Origin of the sequence: Pseudoclavibacter helvolus (assembly GCF_049707175.1) — a bacterium.
In the GTDB taxonomy this organism is placed as follows: Bacteria; Actinomycetota; Actinomycetes; order Actinomycetales; family Microbacteriaceae; genus Pseudoclavibacter; species Pseudoclavibacter helvolus_A.
This window is the reverse complement of the sequence record NZ_JBNAFM010000024.1, coordinates 18,327-45,178: the sequence shown is the minus strand read 5'-3', so window position 1 is coordinate 45,178 and position 26,852 is coordinate 18,327. Positions and strand designations below refer to the sequence as shown.

Below are 26,852 nucleotides of genomic sequence, written 5' to 3'. Positions count from 1 at the left end.
AGTGTCACCACCAAAACCCCCGGAACTGTCACCGATGTCCTGACACAGAACTGTCACCGATGTCCTGCGACATGACAAGCTCAGAAGGGCCACTTCACTGGCAGCGATCGGTGTGTGGGGCGGGGCGCTAGGCGCTTGTTGTGGCGACGCTCGTGGATGCGGCAGTCGCGCCGGAGACCGCGCCGGCGCCAGAACCGAGCCCGGAGCCCGACCCCGCGCGGGAGCCGGAAGCCGCCTTCGGGCCGCGTTTCTTGCGACCAGGCACGACGAGGCGTCCGAGCAGCGCGAGGAGCCCGTCGACGACAAGCGCGAGCAGCGTCACGAGGATGGCTCCGACGAGCACGCGGCCGTAGTCGGTGACGGCGAGGCCGTCGAAGATGTAGCGGCCGAGTCCGCCAAGGTTGACGTAGGCGGCGATCGTCGCGGTGGCGACGACCTGCAGCACGGCGCTGCGGAGGCCAGCGACGATGAGCGGCATCGCGTTGGGCAGCTCGACCTGCCACACGATCTGCCACTCGGTCATGCCCATGGCGCGCGCCGCATCCACGGTCGAACGGCTGACGTTGGCGACACCCGAGTAGACGCCGGCGAGCAGTGGCGGCACGGCGAGCACCACGAGTGCGATGACGGGCGGGAACAGGCCGAGGCCCATGAGCAGAACCAGCAGGGTCATGAGGCCGAGGCTCGGCAGTGCGCGCAGCACGTTGGCGGTGGCGACGATGAAGGTCGTGCCCTTGCCGGTGTGGCCGATGACGAGGCCCAGGGGGAAGGCGACGATGGCGGCGAGCGCGACGGCGAGGAACGAGTACCAGAGGTGCTCGCCGACGCGGGCGGGGATGCTCGCGGAGCCGACCCAGTTGGCCGGGTCGAGGAAGTAGGCCAGCATTTCGTTGAACATCAGACGTTCCCCTTGCCGATCACGGTGTCGAGCATGGCGGTCTCAGTGCGCTCGTTGGGCGTGCGCTTCGACGCGCGCTTCGCCTTCACGCGGCCGCTGCGCAGCCACGGCGTGGTCGCGACGCCGACGATGGCGATGACCCGGTCGAAGATGAACGCGAGCACGAGGATCGTGATGATGCCCGCGAAGATCTGGTCTGGGTAGTCGCGTTGGAATCCGGCGGTGAACAGCTGACCGAGTCCGCCGACGCCGATGACGGCGCCGACCGAGACGAGCGACACGTTGGTCACGGCGACGACCCTGAGCCCGGCGACGAGCACCGGGATGGCGAGGGGCAGCTCGACCTCAATGACGCGTTTGATCGCCGAGTAGCCGATGGCGCTCGACGCGTCTTTGACGTCGGCCGGCACGGCGTCGAGTGATTCGAGGACAGTGCGGATGAGCAGCGCCGTCGAGTAGAGCGTCAGCGCGATGATGACGTTGAGCGGGCTGATGATGGGCGTGCCAACGATCGACGGGATGACGACAAACAGCGCCAGCGACGGGATCGTGAAGACGATGCTCGCGACCACGATCGCGATGGCGCGCCCGCGGGGGCGGCCGACGAGCAGCATCCCGAGCGGCAGCGCGATGACAAGACCAAGCACGGTCGGCACGACGGAGAGCACGGTGTGCTGGATGATGATGGGCCACACCGTGTCCCAGTTGCTGATGAGCCAGTTCATGACCGGTCGCCGCTCGCCGCCGCGACCTGCGCGAAGACCGCCTCACCGCGCACGACGCCAGCGGCGACGCCCGCCTCGTCGACGACGACCGCGAGGCCCGCCGGCGACGCGAGCACCGCATCCAGCGACCGTCGCAGGTTGTCGTCGAGCGTGACGACGGCACCGACCGGCACCCGCAGGGAACTCGCGCGGTGCAGCCACGCGTCGGGGTGGCCGTTGTCGTCGACCGCGAGCGACCACTCGGCGGTGTGGGGGTCGAGGCTGATGATGCCGGCCACCGGGTCGGCGAGGTGCTCCGCGGTGAGCGACGCCTCACGGAACGTGAGGGCCCGGTAGCCGCGGTCCTTGGAGATCATGCTCGACACGAACGAGTTCGCCGGCCTCGTCATGACCTCCTCGGCTGCCGCGTACTGGTGCAGCACGCCGCCTGGCCCGAAGACCGCGATCTTGTCGCCGAGGATGAGCGCCTCGTCGATGTCGTGCGTCACGAACACGATGGTCTTCTTCAGCTCACGCTGGAGGCGGATCATCTCCTGCTGCAGCTCATCGCGCACGACCGGGTCGACGGCGCTGAACGGCTCGTCCATGAGCAGGATGGGCGGGTCGGCTGCGAGCGCACGGGCCACGCCCACGCGCTGCTGCTGCCCGCCGGAGAGGTCGGCCGGGTAGCGGTGCACGAGCTCGGGGCGCAGGCGGACGCGCTCGATCGCATCCATCGCCTTGGCGCGCGCCTCCTTGGCGGGCACGCCCTTGAGGCGCAGCACCGTCGCCACGTTGTCGAGCACGGTGCGGTGCGGGAAGAGGCCGGCGTTCTGGATGACGTAGCCGATGCCCAGGCGCAGCTGGGTCGACGGCACGTCGGCGACGTCCTTGCCCGCGACCGTGATGCGACCGCTTGAGGCGTCGATCATCTTGTTGATCATGCGCATCGACGTCGTCTTGCCGCACCCGCTTGGCCCGACGAAGGCGGTGAAGGAGCCCTCCTCGATCTCCAGGCTGAGGTCGTTGACCGCGGTGGTGCCGTCCGGATACGTCTTGGTGACGCTCTCGAAGGTGATCATGCTGCTCCTTGGCTGGGGACGGGGTGATCTTGGTGCGAGAGCTTGCAGCTCACGCGTCCTGCACGTGCTCGCTCAGCTCGGCGATGTCGGCGCGCACGCGGTCGATTCGCTGAGAGGTCATGATGGCTGGGTCGTTCAGCGCAAGCGTTTCACGGATGCGCTTCGAGAGTTGCACGACGAGCGGCGCGCGGTCTTTCATGCTGGGCGCCGGGGCCGCGACGCCAACGCCGACGGCGAGGAGCGCCTCGATCGCGAGCAGGCGCTCGGCTGCTTCGAGGCTGTCCTCGAGCAGGCGCACGGCGAGGTAGCCCTGCGCGTTGTGATCTTCGACGCCGTCGCCGACCACGCCGCCGAGGTGCGAAACGGGTGCGGCGAGCTGCTGCAACCGCGCCATGAGCGACGAGGCCGTGTTGGCGAGGATGACGGGCACGAAGGGATGCTCGGCGTCGTCGATCGACAGCACTTGCTCGACGAGCGAGCGCTCGGAGCGCAGACGCCGGATCATGAGGGAGCAGCGTCGCTCGCTCATGATGCCGAAGTGCGCCAGCAGGAGGCGCACGGAGTCGGCCGTAATGGCCATCTGGATGGTCGAGAAGTTGCCGTTCGAGATGATGACATCGTTGTCGACGTCGATGTATGGGTTCTCGCTGCGGGCGTTGAGCTCGACGGTGACCGACTCGCGCAGCACGTCCGCCTGCTCGATGAGGGTGCCGTGCACTTGGGGCACGGTGCGCATGGAGAGCGGGTCTTGCAGGGAGCCTGCGGTCGCGGGCCCGTAGGCGCGGCTCGAGCCGAGGAGCGAGCGGAAGCGGGCGGCGGCTCGGATCTGGCCGGGGTGTGGCCGGGCGGCGACGACCTTCTCCTGGAAGCCCTTCACGCTGCCATTGAGCGCGTCGAAGGTGTGCGCGACCACGAGGTCGGCGGATGCGGTGAAGCGGTCGAGCCGCACCGAGGTGAGGGCGGCGATGCCGACGGAGGCGGCGTTCGCGCCGACCAGCGCAAGCCCGTCCTTCGCGGCGAGCTCCAGCGGGGCGAGCCCTGCCGTGGCGAGCGCTTCGCGGGCGGGAGCCGTCTGCGTCCCGGTCTCGTCGAGGACGCGCCCGCGCCCGACGAGCACGTTGCCGATGGCGGCGAGCATGGAGAGGTCGGCGGCGCCGACGGACCCCTCGGAGGGGATCGCGGGCGTCACACCGCACTCGAGGAGGCATCGGAGGCCTTCAAAGAGCGACGTGGTTGCGCCCGAGTTGCCCTGCGCCATCACGGCGAGACGTGCGAGCATGACCGCGCGGGCCTCGATGGGGGTGAGGTTCTTGCCGACCGCCGCGTCGTGTGAGGCGAGCACAAACAGCTGGAAGGCGTGCTGCAGCTCTTCAGGGATCTCCTGGTCGCGGAGCGGGCCGAGACCGCGGTTCACGCCGTAGGCGGGTTCGCCGCGCGCCATGACGCTCTCGATCACGGATCTAGCCTCCGCAAGCCGGACGCGCACGTGCGGGTCGATGTCGAGCTGCCCGACCGTCACGGCCAGACGCTCCAGGATGCGCGGCGTCATGCGGTCGCGCCCGATGACGAAGCTCGTCTGGGGTAGCGATCCCTCAGCGCTCGTGCCGGCCAGCGCATTCACACCGGCGGACGACGCATCCCTGACGGCCCGCTTGCCCTGCGCCGCGCGCTTGCTTGGGCGCATCGTGGGGCGCACTTGCGGCCGTTCGGCGTCTGCGTGCTGCTGCATCCGGAACTCGCTTCTGGTGGATCTTGAACGCTGGAGGTGAAGTACGCGGGGGAAGTCGGTTCGGGGGAAGCTGCGGGGTGTGGATGCGGGCGGGTCGTCCCCACCCGCATCCACCCTCATAGCCGTGCGGGGTGCAGCGGTGCCTACGCGCCGAGCAGGCCCTTTTCGGTGAGCCAGTCGGTCGCAGCCTTGGTGGGCTCGACCTTCTCTTCGCCGGACACGCGCGTGTTGAGCTCGATGAGCTCCTCAGTGGTCAGCTGCGCCGAGATGGCGTCGATGACCTCGGCGACCTCCGGGGTGAGCTTCTCGGAGTTGCCGACAGGGATGACCTGCTGCGCCGGGAAGTTGTTCTTCGGGTCCTCAAGCACGACCAGGTCGTTCTCGACGATCGCGGGCGACGTCGTGAAGATGTTCGCGACCTGCACCTGACCGCTCACGAGGGCATCGACCGTTGCCGGTCCGCCACCGTCAGCGATGGGGGTGAAGGCGCTCGGCTCGACGCCGTAGTTCTCCTTGAGGCCCGGGAGGCCCTGCGGGCGCTCCTGGAACTCGGCGGGCGCACCGTACGTGATCTCAGCGTTGTGCGCTGCGAGGTCGGCGATCGTCTTCAGGTTCCACTTCTCAGCGGTCTCCTTCGTGACGACGACCGCGTCCTTGTCCTCGGCATCTGCCGGCGTGAGGCCCTTGAGGCCCTCCGCCTCGAGCGCCGCGGTGAGGTTCGTGTTGATCGTCTCCGCGTCGGTCGTCTCAGCCTCGGGGTCGAGGAAGATGAGGAGGTTGCCGGTGTAGTCGGGGATCAGGTCGATCGAGCCGTCGGACAGCGCCGGGATGTACGCCTCGCGCGACCCGATGTTGAACTGCGTCTCGACGGTGAAGCCGGCGTCCTTGAGCGCTTCCGCGTACAGGTTGCCGATGATCTCCGACTCCGGGAAGTTCGCGGAGGAGACGACGATCGTGTCACCGGATGCGGCCCCGTCGTCGGTTCCACCCGCGGCGGTGTCGGTCGGGTTGGAGCATGCTGAGAGCAGGCCGATCGCTGCGATCGCAGCGATGCCTCCCGTGATCAGACGCTTCTTCTGCATTGGGGTTCCCCTATCTTCGGCGGTAGCCAGAACATCAGTGAGTTCGGCCATCTTAGGAATGTGCCCCAAGAATTCGGCACGCGCTTCCCGGACGGCGCGAATTAACTCTGTGTTACGTCGTCAACGTCCCGGACCGCCACCATGTTCCCGGGCCGCACGCGGCGCATCCCCCAGCACATACCTCCGAAGAACGCGAAGTCAACCCTCAGCGCGCGCCCCAGCGAAAACCGGTAGACATGTGACCGTGACGAGCACAGCATCCCTCCCACTCATCTCCGTCATCGCGACGGGCGGCACCATCGCCAGCACGACCACCGCATCGGGAGCGACAACCCCGAGCCTCGGCGCCGATGCGCTGCTCGAGGGCACGCAGGCCCCCGGGGCGCGCCTGCGTCCCGTCAACCTCATGGCCGTCGACTCATCGAGCCTCACGCTCGCCGAGATGCAGTCCATCAGCGACGAGGTGCGCCGGCAGGTCGAAGACGACGAGGTGAGCGCCGTCATCGTGCTGCACGGCACCGACTCCATGGAAGAGTCGTCGCTGCTCACCGACCTGCAACTGACCAGCTCGAAGCCCGTCATCTTCACCGGGTCGCAATTCACGGCCGAGTCGGAGACGCCCGACGGACCCGCGAACCTCGCCGCCGCGCTCGCCGCCGCACTCGACCCCGCCAACCGCGGGCGGGGCGTGCTCGTCGCCTTCGGCGGTCGGCTCCTCAAGGCGTGGGGCCTCACGAAGGCGTCCGCGGACCGAGCCGACGCGTTCCGCAGCGTCACCGACAAGCCGGCGAAGCGCATCCACCTGCCGGCACCCGTCGCCGGAATCCGCGTCGACACCGTCGCCGTCAACCCCGGAGCGGATGCAACGCACCTCCACGCGAGCCTCGAAGCCGGCGTGCAGGGCATCGTCCTCGTCGCCCTCGGCTCAGGCAACGCCAGCCAGAGCATCGTCTCCGCCGCGTGGGAATGCCAGGCGTCCGGCGTGCCGCTCGTGGTGTCGAGCCGCGTGCCCTTCGGCGTGCTCAAGGCCAGCTACGGCGGAGGCGGCGGCGGCCACGACCTCGCGGTCGTCGGCGCCATCCACGCCGCCGTTCTGCGCGCCGGCCAGGCGCGCATCCTGCTCGCAGCCCTCATCGCCAACGAGGCGAGCAGCGAGGAGATCGCGGCCGCGTTCGCCGCCGAGTAGCGGCAGGCGGGGCCGGCGCGCGGCTCGAGGCTCGGCGCGCTGTCGCTGACGCTGTCGCTGTCCAGAACGAGTGCAATATCGGCGCCAGGAGCACCGAAACACCCGCGAAGCGCGCAAATGACACTCTGATTGGTCAGCTCGCGCGGAGATCTGCGTCCGCGTGCCCAGACCTCCCCGTCGTTCGACCGAGGGAGGGCGCCTCGAGTCGCGCCCTAGCCTGCGTAGCTGCCGACGAGGCGCACCGCGCCTCCGTCGACGCCCTTAGCGCCCTGCTCGAAGCCTTCGAAGTCTCGAGCCTCAGTCGAGATGGTGCCGGCGACCCACGACGGCAGGCCGGCGGCCTCGAGCCACTCGACAACGGCGGAGGCGCGCCGCGCGTCGACGACCGCGAACATGCCGATGCCGAGGTTCCAGGTGCCTTCCGTCGACTCCAGGTCGGCGCCGGCGAAGCCTGCGAGGACGCGGAAGACGTCGTTCGGAGACCAGGCGCCGCGGTCGAGCTCGATCCACGCACCCTGCGGGAGGACGCGGGCGAGGTTCGCCGCGATGCCGCCGCCGGTGACGTGGCTGAACGCGTGCACAGCACCATCGAGGGCGGGCTCCGCGAGAAGCTTGACGAGCGGGCCGGTATAGAGGCGGGTCGGCTCGAGGAGCACCTCGCCGACGACGCCGCCGAGCTCCGCCGAAGTGTCCGTGAACGCGAGGCCCTGGTCGGCGATGATGCGGCGAACCAGCGAGTAGCCGTTCGAGTGCAGACCGCTCGACGCGATCGAGATGACGACGTCCCCGTGCTGCACGCGCTCAGGCCCGAGCATCCGGTCGGCCTCGACGACGCCAACAGCGGCACCCGCCACGTCGTAGTCGTCCGGCCCAAGCAGGCCAGGGTGCTCGGCCGTCTCGCCGCCCGTGAGCGCGGTGCCGGTCTCGGCGCAGGCCTTCGCGATGCCCTCGACGATCGAGGCGATGCGCTCCGGCACCACGCGACCGCACGCGATGTAGTCAGTCATGAAAAGCGGCTCGGCACCCACGACGACGATGTCGTCGACGACCATGGCGACAAGATCCTGGCCGATCGTGTCGTGCTTGTCGATGGCCTGCGCAATCGCGACCTTCGTGCCAACGCCGTCCGTCGACGTCGCGAGAATGGGCTTCGTGAACGACGTCAGCCGCGACGCGTCGAAGAGACCGGCAAACCCGCCGACGCCGCCGAGGACTTCCGGTCCGTGGGTCGCCTGAACGGCTCGCTTCATGAGCTCGACGGCGGTGTCACCCGCGCGGGTGTCGACGCCAGCGGCGGCGTAGAGGTCGTTGCCTGACACAGAATGCCCTTTCCTCGGGGGATGCGCCCAACAGCCTAGCCCGCCGCCACGGTTACCCCCGAAGCGAACCCTTCCCTCGCGGGTGCGCGAGGACGCGTCAGCTGTGACAAAATCGGAAAATCGTTCAGGGCCCCTCGTGGCCTCCTTACATTCGTGGCCCTCACGGGCCCGCTTACTCGTGCTTGGAGCTCCCCCAGCGTGTGCGGCATTGTTGGTCACGTCTCGACCAGTCCCGTCAACCAACAGATCTACGACTCCCTCCTCCTGCTGCAGCATCGCGGCCAGGATTCGTCCGGCATCGCGACCGCCGACGGCGACACGTTCCACATCGCGAAAGTCAAAGGTCAGGTCCGCGAGGGCTACCGCACCCGCGACATGCGAAACCTCCTCGGCAACGTCGGCCTCGGCCACGTCCGCTACGCGACCGCCGGCAGCGCGAAGAGCGACGACGAGGTGCAGCCGTTCTACGTGAACGCGCCCTACGGCATCGTCCTCGTCCACAACGGCAACCTCACCAACACGCGTGAGCTCCGCAAAGAACTCTTCAACGTCGACCGCCGCCACCTCAACTCGTCGAGCGACACCGAGCTGCTGCTCAACGTGCTCGCCAACGAGCTGCAGCACGGCATCAACGGCGACGAGCTCACCCCGGACGACCTGTTCGACTCGATCACCCGCCTCCACGACCGGGTCGAGGGCTCCTACGCATCCGTCGCCCTCATCTCCGGCTACGGGCTCCTCGCCTTCCGCGACCCGTTCGGCATCCGCCCCCTCGTGCTCGGGCGCCGCCACGACGAGCACGGACGCGACGAATGGGTCGTCGCCTCCGAGTCGCTCGTGCTCGAATCGGGCGGCTACGACCTCGTGCGCGACGTCGAACCGGGCGAAGCGATCTTCATCACCATGGGCGGAGAGCTCTACTCCCGCCAGTGCGCCGCCAACCCGCGCCTCGCGCCCTGCTCGTTCGAGTACGTCTACCTCGCCCGCCCCGACTCCGTCATGAACGGCATCTCGATCTACGAGTCGCGCCTGCGAATGGGAAAGACCCTCGCCGCGAACGTCGAGCGCAGCATCAGCGCCGGCGACATCGACGTGGTCATGCCCATCCCAGACTCGGGCCGCCCCACTGCCATGGAGATGGCCAAGACCCTCGGCATCGACTACCGCGAAGGGTTCTACAAGAACCGGTACGTGGGCCGCACGTTCATCATGCCCGGGCAGAAGGTGCGCAAGAAGTCCGTGCGCCAGAAGCTCAACGCCCTGCCGACGGAGTTCCGCGGCAAGAACGTGCTGCTCGTCGACGACTCGATCGTGCGCGGCACCACGTCGAAGGAGATCGTCGAGATGGCCCGCCAAGCCGGAGCCAACTCGGTGACCTTCGCGTCCGCTGCTCCCCCGGTGCGCTACCCGCACGTGTACGGCATCAACATGCCGTCGCGCGGCGAGCTCGTCGCATCCGGCCGGTCGATCGAGGAGATCGCGTCGGTCATCAGCGCCGACCGCCTCGTGTACCAGGAGGTCGGCGATCTCTTCACGGCCATCACCGAAGGCTGCAACGTGAAAGAACTCGACATGAGCTGCTTCGACGGCAATTACGTCACCGGCACCGTCACGCCCGAGTACCTCGCCTGGCTGGAGCTCAACACCAAGAGCTAGCTGCGCGCGCGGAGCTGCCCCTGCGTCCGCGCCTGCCCCTGCCCTGCCCCTGCCCCTGCCCCTGCCGGGTGCATCCACACGAAAATCGCATGTTCGTAATCCAACGAGCATGCGATTTTCGTATGGATGCCCCGAGGTTGTGGCGGACGTCGGCGAGGGCGGGGCGGGGAGCGGCGGGCAAAAGGCGGGCCAGATGCGCCGGTAGAGTCCTCTCGTGACCGACGCAGCCCCCGCACCCCACAACCGCACGCGCGATCTCACGCAGATCGCGGTATTCGCGGGCATCGTGGCGGCGCTGGGCGTGGTGCCCGCCATCACGATTCCCGGCCCGGGTGTGCCGATCACGCTGCAGACCCTCGGCGTGATGCTGGCCGGGGCCGTGCTCGGCTCGAAGCGCGGGTTCTCTGCGCTGCTGCTCTTCAACGTCCTCGTGCTTGCCGGACTCCCGTTGCTCGCCGGCGGGCGCGGCGGCCTCGCTGTGCTCGCGAGCCCCACGGTCGGCTACTTCATCGGCTTCCCCATCGCGGCATTCGCCGTGGGCTGGCTCGTCGAGCGCTTCGGCACCCCGTTCCGCCTCCTGCCCGGCATCGTGTCGACCGTGGTCGGCGGCGTGTTGGTGCTCTACATCCCCGGCATCATCGGGGTCGCCCTCGTCGCAAAGATCGGCTTCGGCGCCGCAGCCCTCTCCGCCCTGGCGTTCCTGCCAGGCGACCTGGCCAAGGCCGTCGTCGCAGCGCTCATCGCCCGCGGCGTGCACAAGGCCTACCCCGGGCTGCTGCCGCCCCGACCACGCCGCACGCGGACCGCAGACCCGGCGAAGCCCTCGCCCGCCGTGGATGCGTGAGCCCACGACCCGCGAAGCAGTCCGCGCGCGCCACCCCGCGCATCCACTGCACTCGGGCAGCAGCAGGATCGCGCACCGTATCGACGTGATCGCATGATCGAACTGCGCGGAGTGGACGTCACGTTCGGAGACGGGGCCCAGCGGAGGACCGTCCTCGACGACATCACCGCGACCCTCGCGGAGCAGCGCATCGGGATCATCGGCGCCAACGGGTCAGGGAAATCGAGCCTCGCGCGCCTCCTCAACGGGCTCCTCCTCCCCACGCGCGGAACCGTCACCGTCGACGGCTTCGACACCAGAAGCAACGGTCGCGACGTGCGCCGACGCGTCGGCTTCTGCTTCACCGACCCCGACTCGCAGATCATCATGCCGACCGTCGGCGAAGACGTCGCCTTCGGGCTCGGACGCCGCGGGCTCAGTAAAGCCGAGATCGCGGCGCGCACCGCGGCCGCACTCGAGCAAGTTGGCCTCCGGGCGCGCGCCGACGACCCAGCACACCTGCTCTCCGGAGGGCAGAAACAGCTGCTCGCGCTCGCATCAGTGCTGGTGACCGAGCCGAGCGTCCTCGTCCTCGACGAACCGACCACGCTCCTCGACCTTCGCAACTCCCGCGCCATCGCCGCTCGGATCGCGCGGCTGCCGCAACAGGTGGTGCTCGTGACACACGACCTGGAGCTGCTGAGCGACTTCGACCGCGTGCTCGTGGTGCACGAGGGGCGCATCCGCTTCGACGGGCCACCGCGAGCGGCCGTCGCCCAATACCGGACGCTCATCGACGCACTTGGCCCGCTGTGACCGGGGCGACGGGGGTGCGGTGGTGATGGCGGTGCGGAGCGGGACCGCTAGCGCGGTCGCGGCGACGGCGACGGCGACGGCGAGGGGGACGGTGACGGCGACGGCGACGGCGACGGCGCGGACTGTCGCGGCGACTGCGGAGACTACGACGACTGCGACGCGGCCCGACGATGCGCCTGGGACCGGCGGAAGGACTCCAGCTCGGAGTCGCCGGATCACTCACGTGGCCGCTGTGTCGGATGTCCGCGCGCGAACGGCGGTGATTGATCGGGGCGAGTTCGGTTCGCGGGGTGTTTCTGGCGTGCAGCCCGGGCTCGATGCTCGGCGCGCTCCGATCGCCGGGCGTGCCGGGGATGACAGCGAGACTGGCGTCGATCGGACCTCCGTCCCGGACATGGCGACCACGAGCGCCGCGAATGTTCCGACGTGCCCGCCCGCGTCGTCTGCGACGCCAGAACAACGTCTCGAGGTGCAGTCCTGTGGCTGAGCGAGGCGCGCAGCTGGCTGTCTACGTGCCCGGCGCATCCCCCGTTCACCGGCTGCCCGCGGGACTCAAGCTCCTCGCGCTCGTCGCTGCCGGCGCCGCGGTGCTCGCGATCTCCTCGCCGCTGGCTGCCGGAATCGCAGTCGCCATTGCCCTGCTCGGATTCGCGATCGCAGGCCTCAACCTCCGCTACGCGTGGCGAGGCGTGCGCCCGACCTGGATCTTCCTCGTCGGCATCTTCGCGTTCCAGTGGTGGAGCGCCGATCTGGCCCGCGCTGTCGGCGTCGTCGGGTCGATCGTCGCGCTGGTGCTCGCAGCGACGCTCGTGAGCCTCACGACGCGCACCGCGGCGATGATCGACGCCATCGTGTGGTCGCTGAAGCCGCTGCGGCGTTTCGGGGTGAATCCAGACCGCGTGGCTCTCCAGCTTGCGCTCGGCGTGCGCGCCGTCCCGCTTATCGCGGAGCTCGCCGAGACCGCCAGGCAGGCGCAGTATGCGCGGGGACGCCGCGGCAGCCCGCGCGCGTTTGCCGTGCCACTCGTTGTGCGGGCCTTGCGCCGAGCGGACAACATGTCTGACGCGCTGCACGCCCGCGGCCTCGACGACTAACGGCGTCGCTGTCACTCAGAGTGACGTGGCGGCCGACGAGCGGCATGGCAAGCCGACACCGAGTTCGGACCACGCACTCAGAGTGACGTGGGGAACGCAACGGGGCCTACCGCGCAGAAACTCCCACCCACGTCACGCTGACTGGTCGAATCGATGCCGCGACAGAGCAGCAGCCCCGCTCGCCGCCAACGCGCCGCAGAAACTTCACTCCGATCCACACCGAGACCGAGACCGAGACCACACACCAGCACCGGCACCAGCACCAGCACCTTCGCCGACACCGCAACCGCGCACTCAGAGTGACGTAGGGATCGGAACGGGGCATGCCGCGCAGAAACTCCCACCCACGTCACGCTGACTGGCCGAATCGATGCCGCGACAGAGCCGCAGCCCCCGCTCGCAGCCGCGCAGCCGAGTCGATGCCGCGACCAGGCGACAGCTCCGTGCTCAGCCGACGCGCGGCGGAACATCACTCCGGTCCACACCGAGACCGAGACCACGCACCGGCACCGGCACCGGCACCGTCACGTGGGCCGACACCGCAACCGCGCACTCAGAGTGACGTGGGGAACGCAACGGGGCCTGCCGCGCAGAAAATCCCACCCACGTCACGCTGACTGGCCGAATCGATGCCGCGACAGAGCCGCACCCCCGCTCGCAGCCGACGCGCCGCGGAGGCGCCGCCGCGACCAGGCGACAGCTCCGTGCGCAGCCGACGCGCGGCGGAGGCGCCGCCGCGACCAGGCGACAGCTCCGTGCGCAGCCGACGCGCGGCGGAACATCACTCCGGTCCACACCGAGACCGAGACCACGCACCAGCACCAGCACCAGCACCGGCACCGGCGACTGCGCCAGCACCGCAACCGCGCACTCAGAGTGACGTAGAGATCGCAACGGGGCCTACCGCGCAGAAAATTTCACCCACGTCACTCTGAGTGGCCGAGTCAGGCCGCAGACCGCTCGACCACAAAGCCCGACGCCCGGAGCTCGACGACCGACCGGGAGACACACAGCTCAACGGCACGACCGCGTAACCGCACGGCCATGAGTCCGGGCAACCAGTCTGCCCGGGGCGAGGTCGCTCTAGGTGCGGTTCTCGAGCTCGTCTGCGCGGATGAGCCGCGCGTCGATCGTCTTCTTGGCCGAGACGCGGCCTGCGATGTACCCGGCGAGCCCGCCGAGCGCCAGGGTGATGGGCACGGTGAACGCGAGCAGGAACGCGAAGACCTGGATGCGCGTGAACGCCTCGTTCGGTGGGAACGCGAAGGTCAGGATGGTGACGAGCACGACGCCGACGATTGCGCCGAGCACCATGAAGCTGCCCATGCGTGGAACACGGTGCACTCTGGCGTTCATCTCGCGAACGCCGTCGTCTTCGTCTTCTTCGTCACCGAACTCGGCAATGTCGGCGAACTGCGCCTCGTACTCGTCCAGCTCGCCCGCGGCGTTGGCCGCGCGGCCGGCCGTGGTGTCGTCGCCGTCTTCTGGGCGCGACGGAGTTGGTTCGTTCTCGCGGAGCATGCGTCTATTGTCTCGCAGTTCCTGGTGAGCGCGTGCAGACTTAGGGCTGCGCGGGAGCTTCCGCTCCCCCCGCCTCGTGGGGGGCGTCGTTCAGCGTCGGACCAGCGGCAGCCACGTTGACACGTCTGCGCGTGTTCCGGATGCGCGCACCCGGTTCGCGTCGACGGCTGCCCGCCAGGTGGTGCGTCCGGTGGCGAGTTCGAGCCAGGTGTCGGCGTCGAGCTCGATGACGTTGGGCGGGGTGCCTCGGGTGTGTCCTGGTCCTTCGACGCATTGGACTGCGCCGAAGGGTGGGACGCGGACTTCGACGCTCGCTCCGGGGGCTCGGTCCTCGAGGGCCTGCAGCGTGTAACGCACTGCGGTCGCCGCGTCCGTACGAGGCGTGGGGCGGCCTTCGCTGTGGGCTTCTGCCCACACGGTGATGGCGTCGAGGCCGGTGGTGTCGGCGATTCGGGGTTTCGGCACGTCTCCATTCTGCTCCAGGCTGTGGGGGCGGTGCGGAGCCGCGCCCGGCGCATGGTGCATGCCCGAACCTCCGGAACCACCGGAACCACCGGGGCGGCCCGGCGGACGTCCGTCGGTCATCTGCGTTCACGCGGAAGCGCGAAGCGTCGGCCCCGGTTAGGCTGGTGCGGTGAGAATTCTCGTCCTCGGATCCGGTGCCCGCGAGCACGCAATTGTTGCCGCCCTCCACAGCGAGCGTGCACACTCGATCGTCACGGCGCCGGGCAACCCCGGCATCGCCGCTGAATCCGAGGTGATTCGCCTCGATGTGAATAATCCGTCGCTTGTGACGGAGTTCGCGAAGGACGAGAACTTCGACCTGGTGGTCATTGGCCCCGAGGCGCCGCTTGTGGCGGGTGTCGCCGATGCGCTTCGCGAGGCTGGTATCCCGGTGTTTGGACCGTCGAAGGCGGCCGCCGAGATCGAGGGCTCGAAGACGTTCGCGAAGGACGTCATGTCGCGCGCCGGTGTGCCGACGGGTGGTGCGCGCCTCGCTTCCACGCTTGATGAGGCTGCCGCGGCCATCGATGAGTTTGGTGCCCCGTATGTCGTGAAGGCCGATGGTCTCGCGTCTGGCAAGGGCGTCATGGTGACGGAGAGCCGTGAGGATGCGCTCGTGCACGCCGAGCATTGGCTCGCTGCCGGCCCGGTGCTGGTCGAGGAGTTCCTGGACGGCCAGGAGGTGTCGCAGTTCGTTTTCTCCGATGGCGTCAACGTGCGCGCGCTGCCACCGGCTCAAGATTTCAAGCGTCTCCTCGCGGGCGACGAGGGCCCGAACACTGGCGGCATGGGCGCGTACACGCCTGTCCCGTTCCTAGGTGACCGTTTCGGCGGCGAGCGCGCGTTCTCGAAGCGCATCGTCGATGAGGTCGCGAAGCCGGTCGTCGACGAGATGCGCGCGTCCGGCACCCCGTTCGCTGGCCTCTTGTACTGCGGCCTCATCGTGACGAGCGCGGGTATTCGTGTCATCGAGTTCAACGCACGGTTCGGCGACCCTGAGACGCAGGCGGTGTTGGAGCGCCTCGACCAGCCGCTTTCCGAGCTGTTGTATGCGTCGGCGACCGGCACGCTTGGGCATCTGCCGGAGGAGCTGGCGATCGCGGACAACGCAGCGGTCACGGTGGTGCTCGCGAGCGAGGGGTACCCGGAGGACGTGCAGTCGGGTCGCACGATCACCGGTGTTCCGGATGCGCTCGCCGAGCCGAACGTCAAGGTGCTGCAGGCGGCGACCACCGAGCGCGACGACGACACGCTCGTGACGAGCGGCGGTCGCATTCTCAACGTTGTGGGGACGGGCGCGACGATCGCGGATGCTCGCGCGTTCGCGTACCAGGGGCTGTCGCGCATCCACATCGACGGCGCGCAGTACCGCGCGGACATCGCGGAGCTCGCGGCCCGTGAGCAGCAGTCGTGACCGACGCAGCTGAGGCTCTCGTGCTCGAGGGCTGGTCGCATGTGTCGTCTGGCAAGGTGCGTGAGGTGTACGAGGAGCTCGGCGACGACCGCGTGCTGCTGGTGGTCGCGAGCGACCGGGTGAGCGCGTTTGACCACATCCTCTCCCCCGGCATTCCCGGCAAGGGGGCGCGGCTGACGGCGCTGAGCCGCTGGTGGTTCGATCGCATTGATGTCGCGAATCATCTGCGGGAACCTGCCGGGTGGGATGCGTCGCTGCCGGCGGACACCGCTGCTCGGTCCATGCGGGTCGTGCGGCTCGAGATGTTCCCGGTGGAGTGCGTGGTGCGCGGCTATCTGACCGGTTCGGGGCTCGTCGAGTACCGGGAGCGCGGAACGGTGTGCGGCATCGAGTTGCCGGCTGGCTTGGAGGACGGGGACCGTCTTCCAACACCTATCTTCACCCCTGCCTATAAGGCGCCGCAGGGTGAGCACGATGAGAACATCAGCTTTGAGCGGATGATCGAGCTCGTTGGCCTGGACGATGCGGTCGCGCTTCGCGACCTGTCGTTGCGGATCTTCCGCGAGGCGTCGGCGATCGCCGAGGCGCGCGGCGTCATTCTTGCGGACACGAAGTTCGAGTTCGGGCGCAACGCGTCGACGGGCCAGATCACGATCGGCGACGAGGTGCTCACGAGCGATTCGTCGCGGTACTGGGACGCAAAGCTGTACGCCGACACGTCCCTCCCGGTGAAGCAGCGCCTGTCGTCGTTCGACAAGCAGATCGTGCGCGATTGGCTGTCGGCAAATTGGGACAAGCAGGGCGAGCCGCCCACGCTCCCGGCGGAGGTCATCGAGCGCACGCAGGCCCGCTACGCGGAGCTCTTCGATCGCCTCGGGGTCCGCGCCTAACCTCGCAGCGCTTCCTCCTCATCTTCTGCAGGGTTCAGTCCCGCCCGCCTTCACTTCGAGACTGGACCCAGCCGTGCCCTCTTCACCCGCATCCGTGCCGGGAACGCCCGGATCTTTGGCGATCTCGCCCGAGCAGCGGCAGTCGGTGCTGCGCACCCTGCGGTCGCCGCGCCTCCTCAAGGTGGAGGTCCTCGGCGGCTTGGTCGTCGCGCTTGCGTTGATTCCTGAGGCGATCGCCTTCTCGGTGATCGCGGGGGTTGACCCCCGGGTCGGACTGTTCGCGTCGTTCACGATGGCGGTGTCGATCGCGATCCTCGGCGGCCGGCCGGCGATGATCTCGGCGGCCACTGGCGCCGTGGCGCTCGTGATCGCGCCGCTCATGGCGTCGCACGGGCTCGACTACCTGATTGCGGCGGTGCTGTTGGCCGGCGTGCTGCAGGTGCTGCTCGCGGTGGTCGGCGTCGCGAAGCTGATGCGGTACATCCCGAGGCAGGTGATGGTCGGCTTCGTGAACGCGCTCGCGATCCTGGTGTTCCTCGCGCAGGTGCCGGAGCTGCTCGGCGTGCCGTGGCTCGTGTATCCGCTGACCGCGCTTGCGCTGCTCATCGTGTTCGGCCTGCCGCGTCTCACGACGGTCGTGCCCGCGCCGCTCGTGGCGATCGTGGTTCTGACGCTCATCACGGTGTTCGCGTCGATTGACGTGCCGACCGTGGGCGACAAGGGTGAGCTGCCGAGCACGCTGCCCGGGTTCTTCGTCCCGGATGTGCCGCTCACGTTCGAGACGCTGCAGGTGATCTTCCCGTTCGCCCTCGCGATGGCGTTTGTCGGACTGCTCGAGTCGCTCATGACGGCGAAGCTGGTCGACGACATCACCGACACTCGCTCGAGCAAGACGCGCGAGGCGTGGGGCCAGGGGGCGGCGAACGTCATCACGGCGTTCTTCGGGGGCATGGGTGGATGCGCGATGATCGGCCAGACGATGATCAACGTGAAGGCGTCGGGCGCCCGCACGCGCATTTCGACGTTCCTGGCTGGCGTCTTCCTCCTGCTCCTGGTGGTGCTGCTCGGCGACGTTGTGGCGCTCATCCCGATGGCGGCGCTGGTCGCGGTGATGATCTTCGTCTGCTGGGCGACGTTCGACTGGCACTCGATCCGCCCGTCGACGTTGCGTGGGATGCCGCTCAGCGAGACCGCCGTCATGGTGGTCACGGTCGTCGCGACGGTCGCGACCCACAACCTCGCGATCGGCGTCGGCGCTGGGGTGCTGTGCGCGGTGCTGCTCTTCGCGCGCCGAGTCGCGCACGTCGTTGAGGTGCGCCGGACGCTCACGGAGGGTGGCGCAGTCGCCGAGTACGCGGTGACGGGGCAGCTCTTCTTCGCTTCGTCGAACGACCTCTACGCCCAGTTCGACTACGCCGCGGACCCGGGTCGAGTGGTCATTGATCTCGGGGCGGCGCACATCTGGGACGCCTCGACCGTCGCGGCGCTTGACGCGGTCATCGAGAAGTACGAGGGCAGGGGCACGTCGGTCGAGGTGGTCGGCTTGAACGCGGAAAGCGAGACCAGGCTGCAGCGGATGCGCGACGTGCTGCCCGGCGGCGGGCACTAGTTCGCCAGTCTCGGCGTTCTGCTCCTCGCCCGCGCGCGCACGGTGCGCCATCATGGGTGGATGGAGTTCTCGTTCTCGAATCCGCTGTGGCGCTGGGAGAAGCGGCGCGAGCTGTGGACGTTCGTGAGCCTCAGCGAGGACGCGTCCGACAAGATCGCGGCGGCGACCGAGAACTTCACGCACGGTTTCGGCTCGGTCAGAGTCGAGGCGACGGTCGGCGGCTCCACGTGGCGCACGTCGATCTTCCCGAGCGACGACGCCTACATCCTGCCGATCAAGAAGGCCGTCCGCGAGGCCGAGGGTCTTGAGCTGGATGCGCCGGTCACCGGCAAGGTACGCCTCGTCGACCTGTAGCCCTACTGTCGCGCCAGCGCGCGGTCCAACGCATCGGTCAAGTCGCTGAGCTTCTCAAGCTGCAGCACTTCCCCATCCAGCACAAACGTCGGGGTACCCTGAGCGCCCACACGCTGCGCATCGTCAATATCTACTCGGATGCGCTCCAATGTCGCCGGGTCGGCGATAGCAGCGTCGTAAGCCACCAGGTCGAGTCCCAGCTCATCCGCGTAACCGCGGAAGGTTCCGGATTGCGACTCGGTCCGGGCCGACCAAGCCTTTTGGTTCTCGAAGAGCTCCAAGTACATGTCCTCAAAACGTCCCTGCTGGCCTGCCGCCTCGGCCGCGGGCGCTGCATCCATCGCGTGCGAATGACCGGGGAGAGGGAAGTGCCGCACGACGAAGTTGATCTTGCCCTCGTACTGCGCACGCAGGGCGGTCACGGTCGGGTGGAGCGTGGCACAACTGGGGCACTCGAAGTCGAGAAACTCCACCAGGGTCGGCGCCTCCGGGCCAGCAGCGTCGAGCATGTGCGAGTCAGCGCGGGCCCCTGGGAGCGCACCTTCGACGGACGCGGCCACCGACCCACTTGACGTCCGAGGCCACGCGGACCAAATCACCGCAAGCACAACGATCACCGCGATCCCGATTGCAACCGCCGAGATCACGACTCTCCTACCCCGTGAACTCATGATTCCCCTCCCCGCAGCCCACAGTAGGCGACTGGGAGGCTCGGCCGAGCCTCCCAGTACTCGAACTCAGCACAAAGGCGGAGAGGCACCCGCCGCGTTCCCGCCTAGCCGTGTGACTGGGTGGGTCGAGGCGGGTGCCTCTCTCGTACGTTCCCGATGCGCGCGCGGCGCATCCGGTTCACTGCTGTCAGTGCGCGAGCACCGGCTCGGCTGCGCCCTCGTCCTGGATCTCACGGCTGAGTGACAGCCCCTGGTTTCGGCGGCGGAAGAGCAGCGCCGAGACCACGGCGCCGACGGCGAAGAACCCGGCGCCCCACCAGTAGGCGGCCGCATAGCTGGCGATCATGGCGTCGCCGACCGCATCCCGACCGTGCTCGAGCAGGTAGTCGGTCGCGGCGGTCGCGGCAATCGTGTTGAGGAGCGCGGTGCCCACCGAACCACCCACCTGCTGGCTCGTGTTGACCATCGCCGACGCGACGCCCGCGAACTCGCGGTCAACGCCGAGGGTCGCGGTCTGCATCGATGCGGGCATGATCGTGCCCATCGCGAAGCCGATCAGCATAAGCGGAGGCATGACCTGCCCCGCGTACGTGCTCGCGGCGTCGAGGAACGTCAACCACACCATTCCGGTCGCGGCGATCGTCATGCCGATCGGAACCAGGAGCTTCGGCCCGAAGCGGGGCACGAAGATGTTCGTGCCGAGCTGCGCGGCCAGCACCAGCATCGCGATCATCGGCAGGAACGCGAGGCCCGTCTGGATCGGCGAGTAGCCGAGCGTGAGCTGCAGGTAGTAGGTGACGAAGAGGAAGATGCCGAACATGCCCGCGCCGGCAATCATGACCGACAGGTAGGCGGCGCCGCGGTTGCGGTCGCGCACGATGTGCAGCGGAAGCAGCGGATGCCCGGCTCGGGTCTGCCAGAAGACGAACGCGGCGAGGAAGACCACGGCGCCGGCGAGCATGCCCCACGTGAGCGGGGAATCCCAGCCGTCAGTCTCGGCGTGCGAGAACCCGTAGACGAGGGCGAAGAGGCCGGCGGAGACGAGCAGGGTTCCCGGGATGTCGAGCTTGGGACGCGCACCCGTGCGGGCGATCGACGGTACGAACACGAAGGCGCCGACGAGGGCGACGGCCGCGATGACCACGTTGATGTAGAGGTTCCAACGCCAGTCGAAAGCTTCGGTGAGCACGCCTCCGAGCAGAAGACCGACGGCTCCTCCGGCGCCAGCGATCGCTCCGAAGACGCCAAAGGCTCGGGCGCGCTCCTTCGGAATCGTGAACGTCGTCGTGAGCACGGCGAGCGCGGTTGGGGCGAGCAGTGCGCCGAAGACGCCCTGGAGGGCGCGTGCCGCGACGAGCAGCTCGAAGGACGGCGCCGCGCCACCGAGGGCGGAGGCGACGGCGAAACCGATGAGGCCGATAACAAACGTGCGCTTGCGCCCCAGGAGGTCGGAGAGGCGTCCACCGAGGAGCAGGAGGCTTCCGAAGGCGAGCGAGTACGCGGTGACGATCCACTGGCGTTGACCGTCGGAGAAGCCGAGGTCAGCCTGGGCGGACGGGAGGGCGATATTGACGACGGTCGCATCGAGCACGACCATCAGCTGAGCGAGGCCGACGACGACGAGCGTCAGCCAACGGCGCCGGTCCGGCGCAAGTGTTGAGGTTTCAGGCATGCGCATCAACATATACGAGACTGGCCAGTTTCGGATACACTGAGTTCCGCAATGTGCGCAGCTACTCTGTGTGACGACGAGAGGCGGTTTCAATGACGCAGGCCAACCTCGCCGCGAGCTCCCCCGAAGCAACGGCGACCCCACCCGAGACGCCCGACGCATCCGCGAAGCCACGACTCGGGCGCAAGCGCGACCACACGCGCGACAACGACATCCTCGACGCCGCACTGGACGTGCTCGCCGAGACGGGCTACGACGGCATGACGATCGACATGGTCGCGACCCGGGCGAAAGCAGGCAAAGCCACGCTTTACCGGCGCTGGGCGTCTAAGTCAGATTTGGTACTCGACGCCGTCGCATGCATGAAATCGAGAGACCTGGACCTCGATGCCCTCCCAGACACAGGCACTCTGCGAGGTGACCTCGTCGCCATGGTCAAGCCGCCGAACATCGCCGATGCCGAGCGCAAGCTCAACGTCATGACGGGCGTCGTCTCGATGATCTCGCGCGACCCCGAGATGGCCGCGGCCGCGCAGGAAGCGATCGTCGCGCCCCGTGCCGCGGCGAACCGGGTCATCTTCCAGCGCGCGGTCGACCGCGGCGAGATCGCGGCCGACCTCGACCTCGACACGCTCAGCATGATCGCGCCAGCCATGGCCGCGTTCCGCACGCTGATCCTGCGCAAGTCACCCGATCGGGAGTTCCTCGTCGGCATCATCGACAACGTCGTGCTGCCGGCGGCCCGCCGAGGCGCTCCCACGCGCTGACCAGGCACTTCTGCGGATGCGTGGATGCGTGCGGGCGCGCAGAAGGGGAGGGCCCGTCGGCTTTCCTCGCGAGAAAACTACGGACCCTCCCCCGTTGTCGTCCAGCTGATTGAGCAGTTGAACGCATGAGCCCGGCCCCTCCGGGTGTCGCGACGCGGCGCGGCCGTGCTCAGCTCAGGGTGCGGATGAACCGCGGATGCGGCTACGCGGCCGGCACCAGGATGTCGCGTACGAGTGCGTCGAGCTGCGCATCCGCGTCGAGGAACTGGCGCAGCGTGTTGCGTGCCGCCCCGAAGTCCTCGAACTTCTCTGGCGTCATGCCGTCGACCTCGTAGGCACGGCGGAACTCGCTGAGCGTGCCGAGCTCTTCGAGGATCGCGGCGTCGACGGGCACGTGGATGCGCTCGGAGACCGGGATGGCGTTCTCGTTGATGCGCGCCTGCCAGTCGAACGGCGGCGAGACGACGATGTCGCCTCCGACGAGCTCGGACCACTGCAGCTGGTTGCGGAACGCCGCCGACAGCACGCGGCTGCGGTAGCCGCGCTCCTGGAACACGGCGTGCGCCCGCTTGAGCGCGGCGACGCCCGCCCACTCGAGGATGCCAGGGGTGACGAGGATGCGGTTCGCGGTCGTCCACTTCTTGAGCCAGTCGTCGAGGCGACCGCCCATGATCGTGACAACGTGGCCGAACTCCTGCTCGGGGAGGCCATCCGCGGCACGTCGGTCGAGGGCGCGCTCGAGCGCAGCCCCGACGGCGACGGCCTGCGGCACGGTGAAGCTGAGGGTCGCGTTGATGCTGACGCCGCGGTAGGCGGCCTCCTCCATGGCTTCAATGCCCGTCTTCGTCGCGGGGATCTTCACGATGATGTTTTTCGCGAGCTTCGAGAACTCGACCGCCTGCTCGGTGAGAGCCGCGGCGTCGCGGTGCAGGCGCGGGTCGGTCTGGATGGAGAGGCGACCGTTGCGGCCGCCACTGCGCTCGAATTCAGGCTCGAGCAGCCGCGCCGCCTCGATCGACAGGTCACGTACTGCCTGCCAGCCGATCTCCGACTCACCCCAGGTGGGGTTCTGCGCGGCGATCTCCTTGATGCGCGGGCCCCACACATCCGGGCGCTTCTTGATCGCAGTGAAGGCGATGACCGGGTTGCAGGTCGCGCCGACGGCGCCGAACTCGATCGACTTCGTGAGCTCTTCGGGGTCCGCCGAGTCGTTCCAGAGCGCGGTCTTGGTGTTCTGGGCCGCCCACGCGAGTGGCGCGAGCTTCGGGGCAGGGGCGCCGTTGTCGTTGGAAGGCGCTGTCTCGAGCAGGGTCATGCTGTTCTCCTCATCGGTGGCTGATGGCCGGGTTCGCCGGTTCCGCGGCAGCCACGCATCCCGATTTCTGGGACGCCAAGCCTCGCGGGCCGGAGCCGACAACAGACTCGTCATCGAGCCCAGGCCAGCGACCACCCACCTGCCGCATATGTCCTGACATTATCACAACAGCGTTTGCGTGCAACAGGGTTGAGCGAGCCACGTCAAGACCCACGCGTCGGGGCGCCCCGAGGGGAACGGTCAGCCGCGGTAGGTCGCGCGCTCTCTCCGCGACATGCCCTTCTTCGGCCGCTGCATCCGGATGACGGCCACGAAGACGACGACGAGCAACGCCGCGCTGAGCATTCCAAGGACCCAGAGGATGTCGTACACGTAGCGGTCCCACCAGGACGGCTCGAACTCGACCACGGCGCGCCAGACGTTCACGAACGCCTCGGGCGCACTGTTGGCCCTCGCATTGCCCTCGCCCGCGACCCAGAGCGCAGGCGCGAGGAAGATCAGCATGAGCATGATCGAGAAACTCATGCGCGAGAACCTGGCCTTCGCAAGGCTGCCCTTGGGAGCCTCCTCCGCGTTGAGCTCGGCCGCGCGCGCGGGGTCGCGCCACGAGATGACCGGCAGCACGATGAAGACGAGCCCGACGAGCGCCCCGCAGAGCACCGCGGCGATGCCGAGGAGCCAGGTCAGGAACGCGTTGAGCAGCACCTCGGCAATCGGGCCGTCCGTCTCGTTGAGTTCCGGGACGATGCCGCCGGTGAGCGTGAGGACGAGGAGGAGCAGCGACCCGAGGAACCATGCAGCCGTGAAGAGCAGCGGACCGACGGCCATCGTGCGCACCACGAATCGCCCGAGGAGTGGGCGCTCATCGGAGTCGGGATTCCCGAGCAGCTCCACGATCAGCCAGATCCCCAGGAGCGCGGGAGCACCCATCCCCACGTACGACCAAGTGGATGCGTCGTACGGGAACTGCGTGATGTCGGCGATCGTGTACAGCGTCCAGACCCCGACGAGCACCGCGACGGCGATACCCGCCGTGCTGAGCTCGGCGAGGATGCCCTTCTCCCGGATACCCCGGGTCAGCTGCCCCCACATCAGACGTCGATGTTCGAGCCCTTGGCGCCGGCTCCAGCGGCAGCCGCAGCGTCGTCCTCACCGAGGTCCTTGCGCCACGGCAGCCGCGTTCGCATGTCGTCCGGTGCCGCCTCGTCCTCCTGGAGCTTCTCGAGGGGCTCGTACCAGGCGCGGATGAGGGCCCAGCTGACGGCCGCGACGGGCACGGCGAGGAGCGTGCCGATGATGCCGCCCAGGATCGTGCCGACGGTCAGCGCGATGAGCACGACGAGCTCGTGCAGCTTGAGCGACTTCCCCAGCACGACGGGCTGCAGGAAGTTGCCCTCGAGCTGGTTGACGAGCACGACGATACCGACGACCACGATCGCTGGAACGAGCCCGTTCGTGACCAGGGCGACGAGGGCGGCGAGCACACCGGCCAACGTTGCACCCACAATCGGGATGAACGCGAGGATGAACACCAGCACGGCGAGCGGGAACGCGAGCGGCACGCCAACGATCGCAAGCCCGATGCCGATGAAGACCGCATCCACGAGCGCGACGATCACGGTTCCTCGCACGTAGCCGCCCATGACCTCAACCGCACGGGACCCCATGAGCCGGGCGCGGCGCTTGTTCGCGCCCTTGAGCGGCTTCGTCAGGAAGCCCCAGATGAGCGGCCCGTCTTTCATGAAGAAGAACAGGATGACGACGAACAGCACACCGCTCGTGATGAAGGTCGTGACGCCGGAGATGCCAGCGGTGAGGCCGCTCGCGGCGGCGTTGCCGAACTGGCTCGTGAAGATGAAGTCCTGCGCCTGGCCGATCCACTCGTTGATCTGGTCCTGATTGATCGTGATGGGGAACGTCGCGTTGACCCAGTCGATGGCCTGGTTGAACCCCTGGACCGCCTGGTCAGACAACTCACCCCACTGGTTGCGCACGAGCAGCACGACGGTCGTGAGCGCACCACCGAGGAAGACGACGATCGCGAGCAGTACCGTCACGGTCGCGAGGGCCGGCGGCCACTTCTTCGACGTGAGGAACTTGATGATCGGCCAGGCCGCAGCCGAGACGATGAGCGCGAGTAGTACGGGGATGACGACGATGGTGACCTGCAAGCCCGCGAAAATGAGCAGCGTGGCCGCGGCGACGATGACCAGGCCCTGCAACGCGCGAGTCGCCACTCGGCCGAGCTGGTCTGTCCACATCACACCGACGCTCGTGGGGCGGCGGCCGCGACCCTCACCGTCGTCCGGAGCGTAGGCCTGCACCGCGTTGCCGCCCACCATGACCTCGTCTCGGGCGGGAGCGTCGACGTGCTCGACGGACGACGCTGCTTGGGCCGCGAGCTGCGCTGCGACCGAGTTCGCGGATGGCGCCGGCAACGCAGGGCGAGCCGCCGGCTTGTCGCCGCCGAAGAGGCGCTTGAGCTTGTCGCGCATGGATGCTCCTGGGAGGTCAGCGGGGCGGCCGACGGGGATGCCCGCGGCCGCGAATGTGGGTCAAGGCTATGCGTGTGCACCGACATTCTGGACGAGCCTCGCAGGTCTGCGGCTGACGGTAAGCTGGGGGCGTCTCTTTCCTCCACCGATCGGAGCCGCTCCCGATGCCCAAGATCGTCGTCATCGTCATGCCAAAGCAGGAACTCCTCGACCCGCAGGGCAAGGCCGTCGCCGGCGCGCTCTCTCGCCTCGGCAAGGACCACCTGCACGACGTGCGCGTCGGAAAGCGCTTCGAGATCACCACCGACCGCGACGTCACTGCTGAGCTCATGGAAGAGATCTCGCACGTCGCCGACGAGCTGCTCGCCAACGGCGTCATCGAAGACGTCATCTCTATCGACGTGCTCCCCGACGGCACCGAGTCCGCGGACGACGCCGACGAGAGCGACGACGTCGCAACCGCAGACACCGAAGCCTCCCTCGCATCCGTCATCGCGGCCGAGGTGCAGTCGAAGGGCACCGCTTCATGAGCCCCCGCGTCGGGGTCATCACCTTCCCCGGGTCGCTCGACGACCGCGACGCCCAGCGGGCAGTCCGCCTCGCAGGCGGCGAAGCCGTCGCGCTCTGGCACGGCGAGCACGATCTGCACGGCGTCGACGCCATCATCCTCCCCGGCGGCTTCAGCTACGGCGACTACCTGCGCGCCGGCGCCATCGCAAGCCACTCGCCGATCATGGCCGAAGTCATCTCGGCAGCCAACGCGGGCCTGCCGGTGCTCGGCATCTGCAACGGCTTCCAGATGCTGACCGAAGCGCACCTCCTGCCCGGTGGGCTCATCCGCAACGACCACGGCAAGTTCGTCTGCCGCGACCAGGTGTTGCGCGTCGAGAACAACGACACCGTCTGGACCAACGCCTACGAGAAGAACGCCGAGATCACCATCCCGTTGAAGAACGGCGAAGGCGGTTTCATCGCCGACGACGAGACGCTCGCGCGCATCGAAGGCGAAGGCCAGGTCGCGTTCCGCTACGTCGACGTCAACCCGAACGGCTCACGCAACGACATCGCCGGCCTCACCAACGAACGCGGCAACGTGGTCGGCCTCATGCCGCACCCCGAGCACGCCGTCGAGCTCGGCTTCGGGCCAGACACGGCAACCCACATGGCCTCGGGCCTCGACGGGCTCCCCATCTTCCGCAGCGCCGTCGAGGCGCTGCTCGCGCGCGTCTGACCTCTCGCGACCCGACCAGG

At 68.4% G+C, this 26,852-nt stretch carries 25 protein-coding genes; 12 read left to right on the top strand and 13 right to left on the bottom strand.

All coding sequences use genetic code 11. The features are described 5' to 3' along the window. Positions 1–127: 127 nt before the first annotated feature. From ACPYN9_RS15820 to ACPYN9_RS15800, 5 genes are all read right to left on the bottom strand, one after another. Positions 128–898 carry an ABC transporter permease gene (locus ACPYN9_RS15820; protein WP_424467602.1) on the bottom strand — a complete coding sequence of 257 codons (771 nt, stop codon included), beginning with the start codon at positions 896–898 and terminating at the stop codon, positions 128–130. After that, a complete protein-coding gene (locus ACPYN9_RS15815) occupies positions 898–1,623 on the bottom strand; it encodes an ABC transporter permease (RefSeq protein ID WP_424467600.1) in 726 nt (241 codons plus the stop codon). The genes ACPYN9_RS15820 and ACPYN9_RS15815 overlap by 1 nt, the downstream gene beginning before the upstream one ends. Continuing rightward, positions 1,620–2,684: an ABC transporter ATP-binding protein gene (locus tag ACPYN9_RS15810; RefSeq protein WP_424467598.1), complete on the bottom strand. Its 1,065-nt coding sequence runs from the start codon at positions 2,682–2,684 to the stop codon at positions 1,620–1,622. Before ACPYN9_RS15810 ends, ACPYN9_RS15815 begins: the two co-directional genes overlap by 4 nt. A gap of 49 nt (positions 2,685–2,733) precedes the next feature. After that, positions 2,734–4,413, bottom strand: a complete 1,680-nt coding sequence (locus tag ACPYN9_RS15805) for an aromatic amino acid ammonia-lyase (RefSeq protein ID WP_424467596.1) — start codon at positions 4,411–4,413, stop codon at positions 2,734–2,736. 143 nt (positions 4,414–4,556) lie between these two features. Then, positions 4,557–5,495 (bottom strand): ABC transporter substrate-binding protein, encoded by a 939-nt coding sequence (locus tag ACPYN9_RS15800; protein WP_424467594.1) that lies wholly within the window; start codon positions 5,493–5,495, stop codon positions 4,557–4,559. A 244-nt stretch (positions 5,496–5,739) separates the two neighbouring features. Here ACPYN9_RS15800 and ACPYN9_RS15795 point away from each other — a divergent pair, with 244 nt between their 5' ends. Then, entirely contained in the window at positions 5,740–6,681 is a 942-nt protein-coding gene (locus ACPYN9_RS15795) for an asparaginase domain-containing protein (protein ID WP_424467592.1), read from the top strand. A gap of 212 nt (positions 6,682–6,893) precedes the next feature. Here the strand turns inward: ACPYN9_RS15795 and purM are convergent, their stop codons facing one another. Beyond that, positions 6,894–8,000, bottom strand: a complete 1,107-nt coding sequence (gene purM, locus ACPYN9_RS15790; protein ID WP_424467590.1) for a phosphoribosylformylglycinamidine cyclo-ligase — start codon at positions 7,998–8,000, stop codon at positions 6,894–6,896. Between the two features lie 198 nt (positions 8,001–8,198). On the opposite strand from purM, the gene purF reads away from it, so the two are divergent. The 4 genes from purF (at position 8,199) to ACPYN9_RS15770 (ending at position 12,389) form a co-directional block, all read left to right on the top strand. Beyond that, on the top strand, positions 8,199–9,656 hold the full coding sequence (purF, locus tag ACPYN9_RS15785; protein WP_424467588.1) for an amidophosphoribosyltransferase: 1,458 nt from the start codon (positions 8,199–8,201) through the stop codon (positions 9,654–9,656). A gap of 214 nt (positions 9,657–9,870) precedes the next feature. Beyond that, entirely contained in the window at positions 9,871–10,500 is a 630-nt protein-coding gene (locus tag ACPYN9_RS15780) for a biotin transporter BioY (RefSeq protein ID WP_424467586.1), read from the top strand. 93 nt (positions 10,501–10,593) lie between these two features. After that, positions 10,594–11,295 (top strand): energy-coupling factor ABC transporter ATP-binding protein, encoded by a 702-nt coding sequence (locus ACPYN9_RS15775; RefSeq protein ID WP_424467584.1) that lies wholly within the window; start codon positions 10,594–10,596, stop codon positions 11,293–11,295. A 479-nt stretch (positions 11,296–11,774) separates the two neighbouring features. Then, a complete protein-coding gene (locus tag ACPYN9_RS15770) occupies positions 11,775–12,389 on the top strand; it encodes an energy-coupling factor transporter transmembrane component T family protein (RefSeq protein ID WP_424467582.1) in 615 nt (204 codons plus the stop codon). 1,083 nt (positions 12,390–13,472) lie between these two features. On the opposite strand, the gene ACPYN9_RS15765 is transcribed toward ACPYN9_RS15770, so the two are convergent. Further along, entirely contained in the window at positions 13,473–13,910 is a 438-nt protein-coding gene (locus ACPYN9_RS15765; RefSeq protein ID WP_424467580.1) for a hypothetical protein, read from the bottom strand. A 90-nt stretch (positions 13,911–14,000) separates the two neighbouring features. Further along, positions 14,001–14,375, bottom strand: coding sequence for a sterol carrier family protein (locus ACPYN9_RS15760; RefSeq protein ID WP_424467578.1), 375 nt, complete (start codon positions 14,373–14,375; stop codon positions 14,001–14,003). Between the two features lie 169 nt (positions 14,376–14,544). Here ACPYN9_RS15760 and purD point away from each other — a divergent pair, with 169 nt between their 5' ends. The 4 genes from purD (at position 14,545) to ACPYN9_RS15740 (ending at position 18,681) form a co-directional block, all read left to right on the top strand. Further along, entirely contained in the window at positions 14,545–15,828 is a 1,284-nt protein-coding gene (purD, locus tag ACPYN9_RS15755; RefSeq protein WP_424467576.1) for a phosphoribosylamine--glycine ligase, read from the top strand. After that, entirely contained in the window at positions 15,825–16,718 is an 894-nt protein-coding gene (locus tag ACPYN9_RS15750; RefSeq protein ID WP_424467574.1) for a phosphoribosylaminoimidazolesuccinocarboxamide synthase, read from the top strand. The genes purD and ACPYN9_RS15750 overlap by 4 nt, the downstream gene beginning before the upstream one ends. 73 nt (positions 16,719–16,791) lie before the next feature. Next, positions 16,792–18,327 (top strand): SulP family inorganic anion transporter, encoded by a 1,536-nt coding sequence (locus tag ACPYN9_RS15745; protein ID WP_424467572.1) that lies wholly within the window; start codon positions 16,792–16,794, stop codon positions 18,325–18,327. Between the two features lie 60 nt (positions 18,328–18,387). Continuing rightward, positions 18,388–18,681, top strand: coding sequence for a DUF1905 domain-containing protein (locus ACPYN9_RS15740; RefSeq protein ID WP_424467570.1), 294 nt, complete (start codon positions 18,388–18,390; stop codon positions 18,679–18,681). 2 nt (positions 18,682–18,683) lie between these two features. Here the strand turns inward: ACPYN9_RS15740 and ACPYN9_RS15735 are convergent, their stop codons facing one another. Further along, the gene (locus ACPYN9_RS15735) at positions 18,684–19,190 is read right to left on the bottom strand and encodes a DsbA family protein (protein ID WP_424467568.1); all 507 of its coding nucleotides are present in this window, start codon (positions 19,188–19,190) and stop codon (positions 18,684–18,686) included. Positions 19,191–19,539: 349 nt separating this feature from the next. After that, positions 19,540–21,024: an MFS transporter gene (locus ACPYN9_RS15730; RefSeq protein WP_424467566.1), complete on the bottom strand. Its 1,485-nt coding sequence runs from the start codon at positions 21,022–21,024 to the stop codon at positions 19,540–19,542. Positions 21,025–21,116: 92 nt separating this feature from the next. Between ACPYN9_RS15730 and ACPYN9_RS15725 the strand changes: the two genes are divergently transcribed. Further along, positions 21,117–21,791 carry a TetR/AcrR family transcriptional regulator gene (locus ACPYN9_RS15725; protein ID WP_424467564.1) on the top strand — a complete coding sequence of 225 codons (675 nt, stop codon included), beginning with the start codon at positions 21,117–21,119 and terminating at the stop codon, positions 21,789–21,791. A 202-nt stretch (positions 21,792–21,993) separates the two neighbouring features. Here the strand turns inward: ACPYN9_RS15725 and ACPYN9_RS15720 are convergent, their stop codons facing one another. From ACPYN9_RS15720 to ACPYN9_RS15710, 3 genes are all read right to left on the bottom strand, one after another. After that, on the bottom strand, positions 21,994–23,106 hold the full coding sequence (locus ACPYN9_RS15720; protein WP_424467562.1) for a transaldolase family protein: 1,113 nt from the start codon (positions 23,104–23,106) through the stop codon (positions 21,994–21,996). 240 nt (positions 23,107–23,346) lie between these two features. Further along, positions 23,347–24,198 carry a hypothetical protein gene (locus ACPYN9_RS15715; protein ID WP_424467560.1) on the bottom strand — a complete coding sequence of 284 codons (852 nt, stop codon included), beginning with the start codon at positions 24,196–24,198 and terminating at the stop codon, positions 23,347–23,349. Then, the gene (locus ACPYN9_RS15710) at positions 24,198–25,601 is read right to left on the bottom strand and encodes an AI-2E family transporter (protein WP_424467558.1); all 1,404 of its coding nucleotides are present in this window, start codon (positions 25,599–25,601) and stop codon (positions 24,198–24,200) included. The genes ACPYN9_RS15715 and ACPYN9_RS15710 overlap by 1 nt, the downstream gene beginning before the upstream one ends. 164 nt (positions 25,602–25,765) lie before the next feature. On the opposite strand from ACPYN9_RS15710, the gene purS reads away from it, so the two are divergent. Both purS and purQ read left to right on the top strand, forming a co-directional pair. Continuing rightward, a complete protein-coding gene (gene purS, locus ACPYN9_RS15705; RefSeq protein ID WP_424467556.1) occupies positions 25,766–26,131 on the top strand; it encodes a phosphoribosylformylglycinamidine synthase subunit PurS in 366 nt (121 codons plus the stop codon). Then, on the top strand, positions 26,128–26,832 hold the full coding sequence (gene purQ / locus ACPYN9_RS15700; protein ID WP_424467554.1) for a phosphoribosylformylglycinamidine synthase subunit PurQ: 705 nt from the start codon (positions 26,128–26,130) through the stop codon (positions 26,830–26,832). Before purS ends, purQ begins: the two co-directional genes overlap by 4 nt. The last annotated feature ends 20 nt before the right edge of the window (positions 26,833–26,852 follow it).